Here is a 15,777-nt window from a genome sequence, read left to right as displayed (position 1 = left end):
ATCGCCTGGTCCGGTTCGTCTCGGCTGCCCGCAGTGAGAGCGGGGCGTCGTCTTGCGGACGTGGAGTGAGTAGTCACACCGATGCGGGCCGTCCGTCCGGACGGTTGAGTGGACCCCATCGCAGTTCCCGATCCGTCGCCGAAACCCCGGAAGTGACCATGTACGCCACCTCGAATCCGCAGGACAAGGCCGTTGTCGTCCCCACCCGCCTCGCGCCCCCGGCCCCCGGCCACGACTTCGGTGACCACGACTACGACGCCCACGACCTCGCCCACTTCTCGCCCGTCGACCCGCCCACCGTCCCCGCCCGCCCGGGCCTGCGCGCATCGTTGGTGTCGTGGGCGGCCAACACCGTCGCATGGGTGGCGTTCGTCACCGCCGGGGTGTTCTTCCTGGTCGCCCTCGGGCACGCGATGGCCGATGAACCCGCCGACGGCTACGGAGTCGCGGCCCTGATCGCCTTCGGCGTCGCGGTGCTCGCGACGATCGCCGCCTGCGCGGCGCTGGCCGTCTCGTTCACCCAGCGGATCCGGCACGGCGCGCTGCGGCGCGCGGGAACGATCGCCGACGTGATCGTGTTGTCGTCGGTCACCGCGTTCACCGCGCTGACGGCTCTGTATCCGCTCGTGTTCGTGCTGACCGCGTGGTGAACTCGCGGATCGCCGGACGCAGCGCCGACAGCAGCGCCGACGCCCCGATCGGCGCGCCGCGACTCGCGAGCTCGGCCGCCCGGGCGTGTACGCGCGCCGCCGCCGCACCGGCGATCTGCGGTGATCTCCCGGCGGCGAGCAGCGCCCCGGCGACACCCGACAGCACGTCGCCTGCGCCGGCGGTCGCCGCCCACGACGACCCGGCATCGTTGCCGAGGACGTGACCCGTGGGGTCGGCGACCAGCGTGATGCGCCCCTTGAGCAGCACCGTGACACCCCACCTCGCGGCGAGGCCGGCGACGGCGGTGAGACGGTCGGCCCCCAGCTCGGTGCCGGTCAGCCGGGCGAACTCGCCGGCATGCGGTGTCAGCAGCGTCGGCGCCGCCCGCCCGTCGACCAGCCCCGGATCGCGCGCGATCAGGGACAGGGCGTCGGCATCGGCGAGAACCGGCAGGTCGGTACCCAGGACCGTGCGCAGGGTCGCCGCCGCCGCATCGTCGGTACCCATGCCGGGGCCGAGAACCCACGCCTGGACGCGTCCGGCGTCGGCGAGTTCGGGCGTGGCGACCACCTCCGGCCACTGCGCCACCACCTCGGCATGCGCCGATCCGACGAACCGGGTCATCCCCGAGGTCGCGGTCACCGCCGCGCCGGTGGCGAGGACGGCGGCGCCGGGGTACCGATGCGATCCGGCGATGACCCCGACGACTCCCTGCGTGTACTTGTCGTCGGCCGGACCTGGTGTGGGCCAATCGATTTCATCATCATCGAGGGAGCTGAGCGTCGGCTCGGCGGTTCCACCCGACCGGTCGACGAGATCGCCGAGGCCGATGTCGACGGAAACGACTCGCCCGCACTGCGGCGCGGCGAGCAGATGCGCGCGGCGCCGGACCCCGAAGGTGACCGTGATGTCGGCACGGACCGCCGGGTCGTGGACCTCGCCGGTGTCGGCATCGACACCCGACGGCAGATCGACGGCGACGACGGTGGTCTCCGGACCGGTGGCCGCGAAGATCTCCGCGGCGTTCGTCCGCAGCGGACCGCGGCCGCCGAGCCCGACCACTCCGTCGACGATCACGTCGGGTCCGTCGGGTGGCCGCTCGACGGTCCGTCCGCCGGCAGCGCGGAATGCGGCCAGCCCCGCGGCGTGGGCCTTGTCCGGGGCGAGCAGGACCGCGTCGACCCGCACGCCACGACGTCGCAGTTCGGCGCCGGCGAAGAGCGCGTCGCCCCCGTTGTCCCCCGCACCGACGACGAGACAGACCGACCGTCCGTAGCAGCCGCCGGTCCGGTTCAGCTCCGCCACGACCACCCGGGCGACGCCGTACGCCGCCCGGCGCATCAGGACGCCGCCGGTGAGCAGATCACCCGTGGCCCGCTCGGCGTCGCGGACCTCGTCAGCCGTCAGATACCGGATCGGCATGCCGACGGACTATTCGACGGTCACCGACTTGGCCAGGTTCCGCGGTTTGTCGACGTCGTAGCCACGGGCCTGCGCGACGCTCGCCGCGAACACCTGCAGCGGCACGGTCGAGACCAGCGGCTGCAGGAGCGTCGGCGTCTTCGGGATCGGGATGAACTCGTCGGCGACGGCGCGGGCGGCCGCGTCGTCGGGTTCGGCGATGACGATCGTGCGGGCACCGCGGGCCTGGATCTCCCGGATGTTGCTGACCATCTTGGAATGCAGCACCGCGCGCCCGTCCGGGGACGGCATGACCGTGATCACCGGCAGCCCATCCTCGATCAGCGCGATCGGTCCGTGCTTGAGCTCCCCCGCAGCGAAGCCCTCGGCGTGCATGTACGCCAGTTCCTTGAGTTTCAGCGCGCCCTCGAGCGCGACCGGGTAGCCGACGTGACGGCCGATGAACAGCACCGTGTTGTGGTGCGCCAGCGAGCGTGCGAGTTCCCGCACCGGCTCCATCGTGCCGAGCACCTGCGCGACCGAGTCGGCCATCGCCTCGATCGCCGCGAACTCGCGGGCGACCTCGTCGGCGTACTTGGTGCCCCGGGCCTGTGCCAGCGCGAGCCCCACGAGGTAGGCGGCGACGATCTGCGCGAGGAAACACTTGGTCGACGCGACGCCGATCTCGGGGCCGGCGTGCGTGTAGAGAACCGCGTCGGACTCGCGCGGGATCTGCGCGCCGTTGGTGTTGCAGATGGCCAAGACGCGGGCCTTCTGATCCTTCGCGTGCCGGACCGCCTCGAGCGTGTCGGCCGTCTCACCGGACTGCGAGATCGCCACGACCAGCGTCGAGCGGTCGAGCACCGGGTCGCGATAGCGGAACTCGCTGGCGAGCTCGATCTCGACCGGGAGCCGGGTCCAGTGCTCGATCGCGTACTTGGCGAGAAGTCCGGCATGGTAGGCGGTCCCACAGGCCACCACGAACACCTTGTCGACGTCGCGCAGGTCGTCGTCGGTCAGGCGCTGCTCGTCGAGCACGATCCGGCCGTTCTGCAGATGCCCGAGGAGGGTGTCGGCGATCGCCCGCGGCTGCTCGGCGATCTCCTTGAGCATGAAGAAGTCGTAACCGCCCTTCTCTGCGGCCGCGAGATCCCAGTCGATGTGAAAGGGCTTGCCCGCGCGGACGTTCTGGTCGAAGTCGCTGACCGTGTACGAGTCGGCGGTGATCACCACGACCTCGTCCTGGCCGAGTTCCACCGCGTCCCGGGTGTGTTCGATGAATGCCGTCACGTCCGACGCGAGGAACATCTCGCCCTTGCCGACACCGACCACGAGCGGTGTCGACCGCCGCGCCGCGACGATGGTGTCCGCGTGGTCGGCGTGGGTGAACACGAGGGTGAAGGCTCCCTCGAGACGACGCAGCGCGGCGTAGGCGCTCGCCACGAAGTCGCCGGCGGTCGGACCCAGCGCGTAGTACTTGGACACCAGGTGCACGGCGGTCTCGGTGTCGGTCTCGGACGCGAACTCGACGCCGTCGTCCTCGAGTTCGGCGCGGAGTTCCGCGTAGTTCTCGATGATGCCGTTGTGCACGACGGCGAGCTTGCCGTCGTCACTGGCGTGCGGGTGCGCGTTGCGATCGGTCGGCTTGCCGTGCGTCGCCCACCGCGTGTGTCCGATGCCGGTGGTTCCGGCCAGCGACTCGCGACCGACCGTGGCGATCTGCTTCTCGAGATTCTCCAGCCGGAGCGCCTTCTTCTGGATCGCGGTGTTTCCCTCGCCGTCGAGGATCGCGACGCCCGCCGAGTCGTACCCGCGGTATTCCATCCGTCGCAGCGCGTCGACGACGATGTCCAGGGCATCGCGTCGCCCCACGTATCCCACGATTCCACACATAGCTAGTCAGCGTACCTGCGGACGCGGGAGTGGCAGCGCGGCGCGTCGGGTCCCGCGCCGGGTCACAACAGACCCCGGTCGGGTCCGGTCACACGGCCGTCACTCGATGGTGTCGGGCACCACTGCGTTCGGCAGGCCGGACGGAACCGGGCTCGCGGCGCGGCGTCGTTTGCGATCCTTCGCGCCGAGCAACTTGGCGATCTTGTCCTGGGCCTCCGGCGGATCGTCCAGATCCACCGCGGGCACCTTCCCCAGCTCGGTGTCGGCGTCGGCGAAGACCTCGTAACGACTGTCGTCGTCGAGCGTGTGCAGCAGGAACCCGGTGGTCAGGGCGCGTGCCGCGGTGTGGGTCTTCTTGTCGGCGCCGTTGCTGCCGAGCAGGGACTTGATGGACCGGTGCTCGATCAGTCCACGAGAGGTGGCACCCGGAGGGGTGCGCAGCACGGCGGCGGGACGAGGGTCGGCGGCCGCCTCGGTTCCGTACGCCTGTGCCAGCGGAAGCGCGTTGCCGTCGATGGTGTCGAGTTCACCGATCGCCGACACGATGAGTCCGGGCGCACTCACCCGCCGGGCCGCGGGCAGCAGTGCGCCGGTCGTCGGCGCCGGGAACAGCGCGACCACCCCGCGAGCCTGCGGTTGCGGCTGGCCGTGCAGCACTCCCTCCGACGCGGCCAGCATCGCGGCGGCGGCACCGAAGCCGTGGCCGGCGAACCCGATCTTGCGCGGGTCGACGGTGATGTCGCCGAAGCCGAGCGGCACTCGGGTCACGATCGACAGTGCCGAGCGCAACTGGGCGGCCATCGTGTCGTCGGACGCCAGCAGACCTCGCTGACCCGCGGGAACAGCGACGACGATGCCCCAGGACGCGAGGTGGTGACACAGATCGCGGTAGCGCTCCACCGACGTCATCCACCCGTGGCCGAATGCGACGGCCGGGAGTCGTTCGCCCTCGGCGGGAGTGAACACGACACCCGGTGTCCCGACGATCCCGAGGTCCCCGCGCAACACGCGATGGGGGCCGCGTCGGGCGAGCGCGGACATCAGCTTCGCGGGCGACTGCGTCGGCTTCTGCTGCTTCTTGCCTGGCACAGCAGACAGCCTATGTGTTCGGCGGCGGCAGATGGGGACTGGCATCGGCCACGTCGGCCGGCAACATGATGCCCGGGGTGGCGTCGGCGGCATCGGCCGCGTTCTCGAGGTCGTCGCGCATCTGCTGCGTCTCCGACCGCACCGCGGTGCGACGGTGGTCGTCCATCGCGAGTTCGAGGTCCCGCTGCCGCGCGGAGAAGCGGTGTGACGCCTCCGCGACACCGGCGGTGCAGGAGCGGGCCAGCGCCTCGATCTGGTCGGCGAGGTTCACTGGTCACCTGCCAGAGCCAGATCCCCCGACGACCTGTCCGACGGTGCGTCCGAGGGCGTCCCCGAGTCCGGCGCGGAAGCCGGTCCCGACGAAGCCGGTCCCGTCGAATCCGCTTCGCGCTCTTCGGTTCCGGTGGTCACCGCACTCGCCCCGGTCACGCCGTCGGCGGAGGCCGGACCTACGGTTGGAGGGGTGACGGGTGCGTCGTGCCCCTCGGTGCCGCCCAGCCGGAACGGGATGTCGATGCCGTCGTCGGGTTCGCGGTCGACGCGTCCGGCCTCGACGGGTTCGGGTGGCGGAGCGGATCCGGCCGGCTCCGTTACAGATGAGCCGGTCACAGATGAGCCGGTCACCGCGGACGCGGTGGCGGCCCCGATCTCCGCCGGCCGGTCGTCCGTGGTCGATTCGGCGAGCCAGGTCCGGGTGACCGGAGTGGGCGCGGCACCGATCTCCACGGATGTCGCCACGGCCGGCCGGTCCGGCGGCGCGACCGGACCATCGTCCGCCATCTCGGCCTCCACCGGATAGGCCTCGTCGTCGATGCCGTCGACGGACCGGTTCAGGAGGTCGAGGATCCCGGCGATACCGCGGGTCGTGGTCTCGAGCGACGTGCTGAACAGCGCGAGCCGCGACGAGATGTCCTCGACCGCCACCCCGATCGGTACCCGGCCGGTGAGCACGGCCTGCGGGAGCTCGGCCGGTGGCACGCCCGCTGCGGTCGGCGCCGACAACCGTGCGAGCGTCAGATAGAAGGTGCGGAGCAGGCGGTCGATACCCGACGCCGCGGCCGAGGTCGCGTCGGTGAGGGTGCGCAGGATGTGCAGATCCGACTCGGCACGACGCTGATGATCGATGACCGTCGCGATCGCCACGGTCGCGGACTCACTGTTCCAGCCGTCGTCGAGGCGGACCTGCTGTTCGGGAAGGTGGTGAAGCTGTTCGGACACGGCACGATGCGCCGACTCCAGGGCGTGGCTGTCCGCGGACAGCGCCGCGATGTCGAAGGCGTCGACGACGCGGAGTCCGTTGCGGATGGTGGCGTCGTCGGGGGCGCCCACCCCCATCAGACGACCGGCCGATACGAGCTCGATCAGGGCCTCGACACCGCCCCGGGCGTCGGATCTCAGAACCGACAGCGAGTCGGTGCCGCGTCTCACCTGACGTCCTTCGCCGAGGCGGGCAATGCTCGCGCGATCTCGACCGCCGCCCGGCCGTCGCCGTCCGCCATGGCCAGCGCACTGTTGCGCAGCGAGTCGGCCAGTGCCGCGGCCGCCGCGGCCTGCACCCGCAGGCGGCGCGACAGGGCCGTGCTCATCCCGGCGTACGCGGCGGCGAGCGGGCCGAAGGCGACCGAATTCCCGTCCGGTACACCGGAATCGCGCGCCCAGGTCCCGAAGTCGCGCGTGGCCAGGTCGTCGGCGACCGCCGACAGCACCAGCGAGGACCTGCGGTAGTACGCCGACACCGCGGACACCTGGGCGGTGTCCATCGAGATCCGGCGCGACACGACATCGTCCGCACCGCTGCCGTCCATGCCATCCCTCCCCGACCTGCTCAGCCGAACCGCCGCCGGTCCGCCGCGATCCCGCGCCTGGTGAGCCCCGCACATCCGGACCCTGCACACTCGGACCCTGCACACTTGGACGCAGGACGGCGCGGTTCGGTTCCGTGTGTGTGCGAACCCGCAGGGAATTGTCGCGCACCCGGGCCCGTGCCGCCAGTGTGCCCGCGGCGGGCGCCGGCTGGACTCAGCCGCGCAGTTCGACGCCGTGCGAGGTCACCGCGTCGAGCAACGCGGTGGGCCGGTCGGCCGGCGGGACGTCGTGTACCAGCGCAAAGGAGCAACCGAGGGCACGCGCACCGCCGTCGGCGATCTCGCTGTCCCCGACCATCAGCACCTCCTCCGCCGGCACACCCAGCGGGTCGAGGGCGGCGTGGAAGATCCGGGGGTCGGGTTTGATCGCCCCCACCTCGTAGGACAGCGCGAACGCGCCCACGAGGTCCTCGACGTCGTGCAGCGCCAGGACCTTGCGCAGGTCGAAGGCGATGTTGCTGACGATCCCGACCGGGACGTGTGCCGCACCGAGCTTCCGGAGCACCGCCACGGTGTCGGCGAACGGCGCCCAGGACGACGGATCGAGGACTCGGTTGTAGAGCGAGTTCGCCTGGTCAGGGTCACTCATCCCCGCCGCACGCAACAGGGCCAGATAGCCGGTTCGATGCAGCGCCGGATCGAGATCCCGGGATTCCCAGGCGTGCCGATCGTCACCGACGATGCCGTCCGGCAGGCCGACGGGTGCGACCATCCGCCGGATGATGTCGGCCTGGCGGTCACGGTCGAACTCGGCGCCGGAGTCGTCGCGCAGGTCGGCGAACCACTCGTCACGGGCCTCGAAGCGGAACAGCGTGCCGGAGAAGTCGAACAGCACCGCCCGCGGCGTCGTACCGGTCATGCCCCCGCGCCCTGGACGACCTCGGCCAGACGGCCGGCCACCGACAACGCCTGGTCGGCGGTCGCGGCCTCCACCATGACGCGAACGAGCTGCTCGGTTCCCGACGGCCGCAACAGGACTCGGCCGGTCTCGCCCAGTTCCGTCTCGGCGACCGCGACCGCGTCGCGGACCGCTTGCGACTGCGACACCGCATGCTTGTCGGCGACGCGCACGTTGATCAGTTCCTGGGGCAGCACGGTGACGATGCCGGCCAGGTCGGCGAGGCGTGCCGTGGTGGCGGCCATGCGGGCCATGAGCATCAGCCCGGTCAGGATGCCGTCACCCGTCGTGCCCGAACCCGGGACGACGATGTGGCCGGACTGCTCCCCGCCGATCGAATAACCGCCCCGGCGCAGCTCCTCGAGGACATACCGGTCCCCGACCGCGGTGGTGTGCACGGTGATCCCGGCGTCACGCATCGCGATGTGCAGTCCGAGATTGCTCATGACCGTGGCCACGAGCACGTTCTCCCGAAGCCTTCCCTGATCCTTCAACGACGTCGCGAGCACGGCCATGATGGCATCACCGTCGACGATCTGACCGGTGGAATCGACTGCGAGACAACGGTCTGCGTCACCGTCGTGCGCCAGTCCGAGGTCGGCTCCGTGCTCGAGGACCGCCGCCTGCAGCTTGTCCATGTGCGTGGACCCGCAGTCGGCGTTGATGTTCAGACCGTCCGGCTCGGCGTGGATCGCGATGACGGTCGCGCCGGCGTCGGCGTAGGCCAGCGGCGCGAGCTCCGACGCTGCGCCGTGCGCGCAGTCGACGACCACCGTCAGCCCGTCCAGCCGGGTGTCGATGGCCTGCGCGAGGTGCTGCCGGTAACGGTCGCCGGCGTCGGGCGCCGCGACGATGCGCCCCACCGCGGCACCGATCGGACGGATGAGGTCATCGCCCATCGCCGCCTCGATGCGGTCCTCGACGTCGTCGTCGAGTTTGTGCCCGCCGGCGGAGAAGAATTTGATCCCGTTGTCGGGCATGGGGTTGTGCGATGCGGAGATCATCACCCCGAAGTCGGCGCGGTAGTCCGCGGTCAGGAACGCGACCGCCGGGGTCGGCACGGTGCCGACGCAGATGGCGTCGACTCCGGTGGCGGCCAGCCCCGCGCACACCGCGGCCTCCAGCATCTCGCCGGATGCGCGCGGATCGCGTCCGACCACCGCACGCGGGCGCCGGTGGGAGTCGGTCGCCGAACTCTCTGCGAAAACGACCGCGGCGGCCGAGGCCAGGCGCAACGCGAGCTCGGGAGTGAGCTCGGCGTTGGCCAGGCCTCGGACGCCGTCGGTTCCGAAAAGGCGTGCCAAGATCAGCGCTTGGAGTACTGCGACGCCTTGCGGGCCTTCTTGAGGCCGTACTTCTTGCGCTCGACCGCGCGCGGGTCGCGGGTGAGGAAGCCGGCCTTCTTCAGGGCGGGACGATCCTCCGGCGTGACCTCGATGAGCGCACGCGCGATGGCGAGACGCAGCGCGCCGGCCTGGCCCGAGGGGCCGCCGCCGACGAGCTTGGCGAAGATGTCGAACGACTCGGTGCGCTCGACGAGGACCAGCGGCGCCTTGATGAGCTGCTGGTGCACCTTGTTGGGGAAGTACTCCTCCAACGAGCGTCCGTTGAGGGTGAACCCACCGTTGCCCGGCATCAGGCGGACGCGGACGACGGCTTCCTTGCGGCGGCCGACGGTCTGGATCGGACGATCGATGACGATCGGCTCGCGCACGTCTTCGACAGCGGCGGTCTCGTAGTCGTCAGCGGCAACCTCGACGGCCTCGGCCTCCACGACCTCGACGGCCGCGGCTTCGGCGACATCAGCTTCGTCGACGGCCTCGACGGCGTCGTTGATGTTCTCGTTGCTCACTGGGCCACCTGCTTGATCTCGAAGGGGACGGGGCGCTGGGCCGCGTGCGGATGATTCGGGCCGGCGTAGACCTTCAGCTTCGACGCCATGGCGCGGCCGAGCTTGGTCGACGGCAGCATGCCCTTGACGGCCTTCTCGATGACGCGCTCGGGGTAGGTCGCGAGCAGCTCGGTCGTGGTGCGGGACTTCAGGCCACCGGGATGCCCCGAGTGGGTGTAGTTCAGCTTGCGATCCGCCTTGTTGCTGGTCAGCGCAACCTTCTCCGCGTTGATGACGACGACGAAGTCGCCGCCGTCCATGTGCGGGGCGTAGGTCGGCTTGTGCTTGCCGCGGAGCAGGTTCGCGACCTGCACGGCCAGCCGGCCGAGCACCACGTTCTCGGCGTCGATGACATGCCACGTACGCGTGATGTCACCGGCCTTCGGGGTGTAGGTAGGCACAGTTGTCCTCAACTCTTGTCTTGTGGGTGCTGGTCGGGTGCACGGCAGAGGTTGTTCCCGGCGACCAGTGGGGACCCGGGCCTCCGCTGACCTGGACACGCTGATGCGGACCAGGTGCCGAGCACCAGCGATCCAGGCTACGCGACCGTGCTGGTCAGGGTCAAAACAGACGGCGTCGGCACCGACGCCGGCCCCGCCACCGGCGGCCACCCGCCTATGACGGCGAGACCCGGACACTGCGCACCGCCTCCGCGCATTCGGCGTCGGTGGGCTCGGCCGCGGTGCCCGCCTGGCAGCCGATCGAGACCTGCAGGCCGTCGTCGACGACGACGTACCAGCGGATCGCCCCGCCCGACGCCGGCGACTCCCGGTAGCCGATCACATCGCGGCCGGCGAACCGTGTGGTGGCGGAGAACTCGGTGACCACGTCGTCGCCGCGCTGCTCGATCCGATTACGGAGGCTGTCCGCCACCGACGCCGGCGTGGAGCCCTCGCGTACCTCGGTGAGGACGGCGATGATGCGCCGGCCGTCGTCGGGGTCCACGAACACCGCGCGGGTTGTCGACGGGTCGTCGGCCGCGTCGGTCGGGGTCTCCTGTTCGGCCTGTCGCCAGTCCCCCGGCACGGTCAGCGTCGCGCGGCCGAGCCGGACATCCGTCGACGACGTACCCGACGCGGGGTCACGCTGCCAGAGCCCCACCCCGACCGCCCCGCTCACGACGAGAGCCGCCACGACGGCGGCGGCGACCAGTGATCGTGGCCGTCGGCGTGTACCGCCTGCCGGTACCGCACCCGGCGGGCCGGGATCACGTACGGGGGCCACCGCGTCGTCGGCGGCGCCGCCGGTGCGGTGACCGAGCCGGACACCCAGATCACGGTCGACGGCGACGACCCGCCCCGCGACCGCGTGAGCCGAGACGAGATCGATCGCCGCGGCCACCTCGTCGCGACGATCTCCGTCGACGAACACCGCCTCGACCGAGTCGTCGATGATGTCGATTCCCTCGACGTCGACCGCGGAGCGCGACCCAGGAGCGGGACCGGGCCGGATGACCCCGGAGCGCTCGACGGCCCACCCGTCGGGACCCCGACCCACGATCTGCACGTCCCACCACGACGGACGCGGATGGGCGGGATCGGCGGGCGGCGGCGGTAGATGGGTGGTCTCGACGACGGCACACCGCTGCACGGTCAGGTCGGCATGGCTTCGTGCGACGAGCACCGCCCGCGGCACCAGCTCCACCGATGAGCGCGCGTCGCCGACATCGGCGAGAGTCGACGCACGCCGTGGTCCCCACGTGCTCGGGTGCCCGACGACCATCGGTCGTCCCGCGGGCAGGCCGAGATCGGCGAAGACCCGCCGCCACACCTGCCGCAGGTGATCGCGCCGACCGTCGACCACGACGGTCGTCTGGTCCACCGACTCGAGCAACGTGCGCACGTCGCGATCCACCTGCCGCAGACCGAGGTCCGGCTCCCAGACCAGCGGCGTCCCGAACGCCAGATCGACGACGGTCGGGCGGGGGTTCCCCTGTTCTGTCAGGTGCGCGGGTCCCGCGTCCGATCCCTGCGCCCCGCCCGCTCCAGTCATCCCGGCCCCGACCTAGTCGCCGATCGGGAGATGGGCGACCTGGATCATCTCCTGCGGCCGGACCCGCGACACGAGCTCGCCCCGGCCGGGCACCAGCGACTGCAGGCGCGACCGTCCGGTGATGAATCCCTCGTCCCGGTCCCCGCTCATCAACAGGATGTCCGACGACAGGTCCTTGAGGCGGGCGATCAGCGGATCGAACATCGCCCGTCCCAGACCACCGGAACGGCGGGCGAGCACGACGTGCAGCCCGATGTCGCGCGCATGGGAGGCCAGTTCGACGATCGGCAGCATCGGGTTCCCCGTCGAGGTGACCACCATGTCGTAGTCGTCGACCACGACATACACCTCGGGTTGGCCCTCGAGCCAGGTGCGGTCCCGCAGCTGGGCAACCGTCACGTCCTCCGGTGGCATCCGGTTCTTCAGGTAGGCCGCCAGCTCCGTCATCATCGACGCCGCCCGGTCCGGTGAACTCGCGTAACCGGCCAGATGATCGCCGTCGATGATTCCCAGCATCGTGCGGCGGTAGTCGACGAAGACGATTCGCACCTGCTCCGGCGAGGCACCGGCGACCAGCCCGGTGACGATTGTCCGCAGCAGGTTGGTCTTGCCGTGCTCGACGTCGGCGAACGCCATGAAATGGGGCTGCGCGGTGAAGTCGAGGACCACCGGCGCGAGTTCGAGCTCACCGACACCGATCGCCACCTGGTTGGGCGCCAGCGTCAGCCCGGCGTCGGCGACCGCGCGTTGCACCGACGCGTAGTCGATCTCGGTGCTCAGTTTCCGCACGGCCATCGCCGAACGGCCCGGGTAGGCGGCGGTCAGCTTCTCCACCGACTGGGCGACGCCTGCGGGTAGCGACTCGGCACTGCTGACCGGGTCCAGTCGCGGCAACGCGATCAGCATGTGCAGTTCCTGCCCGGTCAGGCCACGACCGGGACGGTTCTGCGGGACCAGCGCGGCAGCGCGGCGGCCCATGTCGGAATCCATCGGATCGCCCAGCCGCAGCTCGATCCGGGTGCCCATGAGATCGCGGACGGCCGGGCGCACCTCGGCCCACCGGGACGCGGTGACCATGACGTGGACGCCGTAGCTCAACCCCTGCGCCACGATCGCGGTGATCTGTTCCTCGAGCGATTCCAGTTCCGTACGCAGCACGTTCATGCCGTCGAGGACGAGGAACACGTCCCCGAACCGATCCTGGGCCAGCGGGTCGGCCGCCGACGAGGTGACGCCGGACCGGAACCAGGACGCGCGACGAGCCCGGTAGTCGCGCATCGACTCGACCCCCAGGCGGGTGAACAGCAGTTCGCGGGACCGGACCACGGCCGCGACCTCGGCAACCGTGCGGCGGACGGCGTCCATGTCGCCGCGCGAGGCGACCGAACCGACATGCGGGAGTCCGGCGAGGCCGGCCAGACTGCCGCCTCCGAAGTCCAGACAGTAGAACTGCACCTGCTCGGGCGTGTGGGACGCCGCGGCCGACATGATGATCGTGCGCAGAGTCGTCGACTTGCCCGACTGCGGACCGCCGACCACCGCCACGTTGCCCGCGGCGCCCGCGAGGTCGATGACCAGCGGGTCACGTCGCTGGTCGTAGGGCCGGTCGACGATGCCGATCGGGACGGTGAGATCGCCCGGCTCCGCCGGGTGGGACCAATCCCGCTCGCCGAGAAGGTGTTCGACGGTCGGCGAGGAGTCCAGCGGCGGCAGCCAGACGCGGTGGGCGGGCGGGCCGGCGCCTGCGATGCGTTCGACGATCGTCTCCATGAGAGTGGGCACCGGCGCCGAGACGGGTTCGAAGTCGGCGGGCGCCTCGGGAGCGGGCGGTTCCTCGTCGAGCAGGCTCTCGGCCTGGTCGAGCAGGGACCGGGACGCACCCTCGTCCAGCGGGACCGGAAGCGCGGTGAACACTTTCAGGTTCCCGCGCCCCGGCGACGCGGTGGTGCCCGGGTCCGACGATTCGGTGACCGTCGGCGAGTAGTAGGCCCCCGACACGTAGGACGTGTTGAACCGGATCGGGTCGGCCGAGTCGCACTTGAGGTACGCCGAACCCGGAACACTCGGCAGGTGGTACGCGTCGGGAACACCGAGAACCGACCGGGACTCGTTGGCGGAGAAGGTCTTCAGGCCGATCCGATAGGACAGGTGCGAGTCCAGGCCACGGAGCTTGCCTTCTTCCAGACGTTGCGAGGCGAGGAGCAGGTGGATGTGCAGCGAGCGGCCCAGGCGGCCGATCGCGACGAACAGCTCGGCGAAATCCGGCTTCTGCGCGAGCAGTTCGGAGAACTCGTCGACGACGATGAACAGTGCGGGCAGCGGATCGAGGCGCACCCCGGATGCGCGTGCGCGCTCGTAGTCGGCGACATTGGCGTAGTTGCCCGCCGCGCGCAGCACCTCCTGGCGCCGGTTCATCTCACCGGAGAGTGCGTCCTTCATGCGGTCGACCATCGACAGTTCCTGCTCGAGGTTTGTGATGATCGCGGCGACGTGGGGAGCGGATTCCAGACCGAGGAACGTCGCGCCGCCCTTGAAGTCGACGAGTACGAGATTCAGCTCGGACGGCGAATGGGTCGCCAGCATGGCCAGCACGAGAGTGCGCAGGAACTCCGACTTCCCCGATCCGGTGGCGCCGATACACAGCCCGTGCGGACCCATGCCACCGTGTGCGCTCTCCTTGATGTCGATCTCGACGGGGGCCCCGGTCGGCGTGTACCCGATCGGCACGCGCAGGCGCTCCCGGCCCGTCCGCCCGCGCCAGGCGGTGGCGGGGTCGAACCGCGCCGCATCGTCGATGCCCAGCAGCGCGGGCAGGCCCGGGTCGGCCGAGGTCGCCTCCGACTCGAGGTGGGCAAGCGTCGCGGCGGTGGCGAGCCGATAGCGCGCCATGCGCCGGGCGATCGCCTCGGCCTCGGGGATCGTGAGCGAGTCCATGTCGGCGAACTCCTCGACGCCGGCCGCGCTTCGCGCCGAGACCTTGCCGCCGCGGACGACGAGTTGCAGACCGCGTCGCGCCGCGAGACCGTCCGGCGGCGCGGTCAGGTCGAGGATCGTGACCCCCTCCATGCCCGCGTCGTTGATGATCCGTTCGTCGCCGGCGACATAGCCGTCGTCGATGATCACCACGAGGTGCGCGCGGTTGGCGTTCGGCGGCGCGGACCGGCTGAACCGGCCGCGCTCCAAGAGGTCGGCGGCCATCGAGTTCTCCAGGTCGGCCAGCGTCGGGTAGATCATCCGCATCGCGCCGACACCGTCCCGGAGCGTCGGATGTCCCACGTGCGGAAGCCATTTCGCCCAGTCCCAGGCCTCCCCCGCGGGGTCACCGGTGACGATGCCGATGTGCAGGTGATCGGGACCGTGGAATGCGCACAACTCGACGATCATCGACCGGATGAGCTCGCGGGTCTCCTGCCGGGCACCCTCGATGTTGACAGCCGGGAAGCCGCGCAAAGAGATCGAGGTCGGCAGGCGGTACACCGCGGAATGTGTGCGCACGAATCGGCGCAGGGCCACCATCGACACCGGCTCGATGTCCTCGAGGGGTCCGGTCTCCGGGGGCATGAGCCGAGTGGCCAGGCGCTGGACGCCGACACCCACTCGCACATGGGCGAAGTCGGCGTCGCTGGGGCGCCGCTCCCACATCCGCCTGCTGCCGATCACGTCGAGCAGCGCTCGCGGATCCGGGTGACTCCAGGTGCGCGCCGCGCGCTGGTTGTCGACCGTCTCGAAGACCTGACTGCGCAGCTGGCCGAGGTAGCGGAAGTAGTCCTTGCGCTCCTCGTTGAGTTCGCCCGCGCGTTTGCCGCCGCCGCGCCCGCCCGCGGCGAACATGCCGAACATCGACATCAGCATCATCAGCGGGAACATCATGAACAGCGGGTTGGACAGGATGTTGCGTCCACCGGTGACGACCATCAGCGACACCATGCCGACCACCGCGACGACCATCACCACCGGGAGCAGCCTCATCAGGAGACTGCCCGGCACCACCCGGGGCACGTCCGGCGGCGCCTGGATGTTGACCTCGCCGCCGGGCGTGCGCGGCGGCGTGATGCGCGGCCGACGCACAAATCCCTCGGTCGTGGTGACCACACGTC

The 15,777-nt window shown here is 70.7% G+C and carries 13 protein-coding genes; 1 reads left to right on the top strand and 12 read right to left on the bottom strand.

Translation table 11 applies throughout. From position 1 onward, the window contains the following. The first annotated feature begins 65 nt into the window (after positions 1-65). The gene (locus AC3B6C_RS15815; protein ID WP_488373422.1) at positions 66-650 is read left to right on the top strand and encodes a hypothetical protein; all 585 of its coding nucleotides are present in this window, start codon (positions 66-68) and stop codon (positions 648-650) included. On the opposite strand, the gene AC3B6C_RS15810 is transcribed toward AC3B6C_RS15815, so the two are convergent. The 12 genes from AC3B6C_RS15810 to AC3B6C_RS15755 all read right to left on the bottom strand — a co-directional run bounded on the left by AC3B6C_RS15810 (position 598) and on the right by AC3B6C_RS15755 (position 15,772). Beyond that, on the bottom strand, positions 598-2,073 hold the full coding sequence (locus AC3B6C_RS15810; RefSeq protein WP_488373421.1) for an NAD(P)H-hydrate dehydratase: 1,476 nt from the start codon (positions 2,071-2,073) through the stop codon (positions 598-600). The genes AC3B6C_RS15815 and AC3B6C_RS15810 overlap by 53 nt on opposite strands. A gap of 9 nt (positions 2,074-2,082) precedes the next feature. Beyond that, positions 2,083-3,945, bottom strand: coding sequence for a glutamine--fructose-6-phosphate transaminase (isomerizing) (gene glmS, locus AC3B6C_RS15805; protein WP_488373420.1), 1,863 nt, complete (start codon positions 3,943-3,945; stop codon positions 2,083-2,085). Positions 3,946-4,044: 99 nt separating this feature from the next. After that, complete coding sequence (locus AC3B6C_RS15800) at positions 4,045-5,034, bottom strand: dienelactone hydrolase family protein (RefSeq protein WP_488373419.1); 990 nt, start codon at positions 5,032-5,034, stop codon at positions 4,045-4,047. 10 nt (positions 5,035-5,044) lie between these two features. Further along, a complete protein-coding gene (locus AC3B6C_RS15795; protein ID WP_010841853.1) occupies positions 5,045-5,305 on the bottom strand; it encodes a hypothetical protein in 261 nt (86 codons plus the stop codon). Then, entirely contained in the window at positions 5,302-6,462 is a 1,161-nt protein-coding gene (locus AC3B6C_RS15790; RefSeq protein WP_488373417.1) for a hypothetical protein, read from the bottom strand. The genes AC3B6C_RS15795 and AC3B6C_RS15790 overlap by 4 nt, the downstream gene beginning before the upstream one ends. Further along, on the bottom strand, positions 6,459-6,839 hold the full coding sequence (locus AC3B6C_RS15785) for a hypothetical protein (RefSeq protein WP_010841851.1): 381 nt from the start codon (positions 6,837-6,839) through the stop codon (positions 6,459-6,461). Before AC3B6C_RS15785 ends, AC3B6C_RS15790 begins: the two co-directional genes overlap by 4 nt. A gap of 214 nt (positions 6,840-7,053) precedes the next feature. Next, positions 7,054-7,758 carry an HAD family hydrolase gene (locus tag AC3B6C_RS15780; protein ID WP_488373416.1) on the bottom strand — a complete coding sequence of 235 codons (705 nt, stop codon included), beginning with the start codon at positions 7,756-7,758 and terminating at the stop codon, positions 7,054-7,056. Next, a complete protein-coding gene (glmM, locus tag AC3B6C_RS15775; RefSeq protein WP_055474866.1) occupies positions 7,755-9,101 on the bottom strand; it encodes a phosphoglucosamine mutase in 1,347 nt (448 codons plus the stop codon). Before glmM ends, AC3B6C_RS15780 begins: the two co-directional genes overlap by 4 nt. A 2-nt stretch (positions 9,102-9,103) precedes the next feature. After that, a complete protein-coding gene (gene rpsI / locus AC3B6C_RS15770) occupies positions 9,104-9,649 on the bottom strand; it encodes a 30S ribosomal protein S9 (protein WP_010841848.1) in 546 nt (181 codons plus the stop codon). Beyond that, complete coding sequence (gene rplM / locus AC3B6C_RS15765; protein ID WP_010841847.1) at positions 9,646-10,089, bottom strand: 50S ribosomal protein L13; 444 nt, start codon at positions 10,087-10,089, stop codon at positions 9,646-9,648. Before rplM ends, rpsI begins: the two co-directional genes overlap by 4 nt. Before the next feature lie 214 nt (positions 10,090-10,303). After that, positions 10,304-11,680, bottom strand: coding sequence for a type VII secretion-associated protein (locus AC3B6C_RS15760; protein ID WP_488373415.1), 1,377 nt, complete (start codon positions 11,678-11,680; stop codon positions 10,304-10,306). A gap of 12 nt (positions 11,681-11,692) precedes the next feature. Further along, a complete protein-coding gene (locus AC3B6C_RS15755) occupies positions 11,693-15,772 on the bottom strand; it encodes a type VII secretion protein EccC (protein WP_014926177.1) in 4,080 nt (1,359 codons plus the stop codon). Between the last annotated feature and the right edge of the window lie 5 nt (positions 15,773-15,777).

The organism is Gordonia sp. 11cp (genome assembly GCF_057767225.1).
Note: the sequence above shows the minus strand (reverse complement) of the source record. Positions and strands in the feature narration are given on the sequence as shown.

Coding starts and splice junctions, on each gene's coding strand:
- AC3B6C_RS15760 (WP_488373415.1), bottom strand. CDS start 11,680: ATGACTGGAGCGGGCGGGGCGCAGGGATCGGACGCGGGACCCGCGCAC.
- AC3B6C_RS15780 (WP_488373416.1), bottom strand. CDS start 7,758: ATGACCGGTACGACGCCGCGGGCGGTGCTGTTCGACTTCTCCGGCACG.
- glmS (WP_488373420.1), bottom strand. CDS start 3,945: ATGTGTGGAATCGTGGGATACGTGGGGCGACGCGATGCCCTGGACATC.
- AC3B6C_RS15810 (WP_488373421.1), bottom strand. CDS start 2,073: ATGCCGATCCGGTATCTGACGGCTGACGAGGTCCGCGACGCCGAGCGG.
- AC3B6C_RS15785 (WP_010841851.1), bottom strand. CDS start 6,839: ATGGACGGCAGCGGTGCGGACGATGTCGTGTCGCGCCGGATCTCGATG.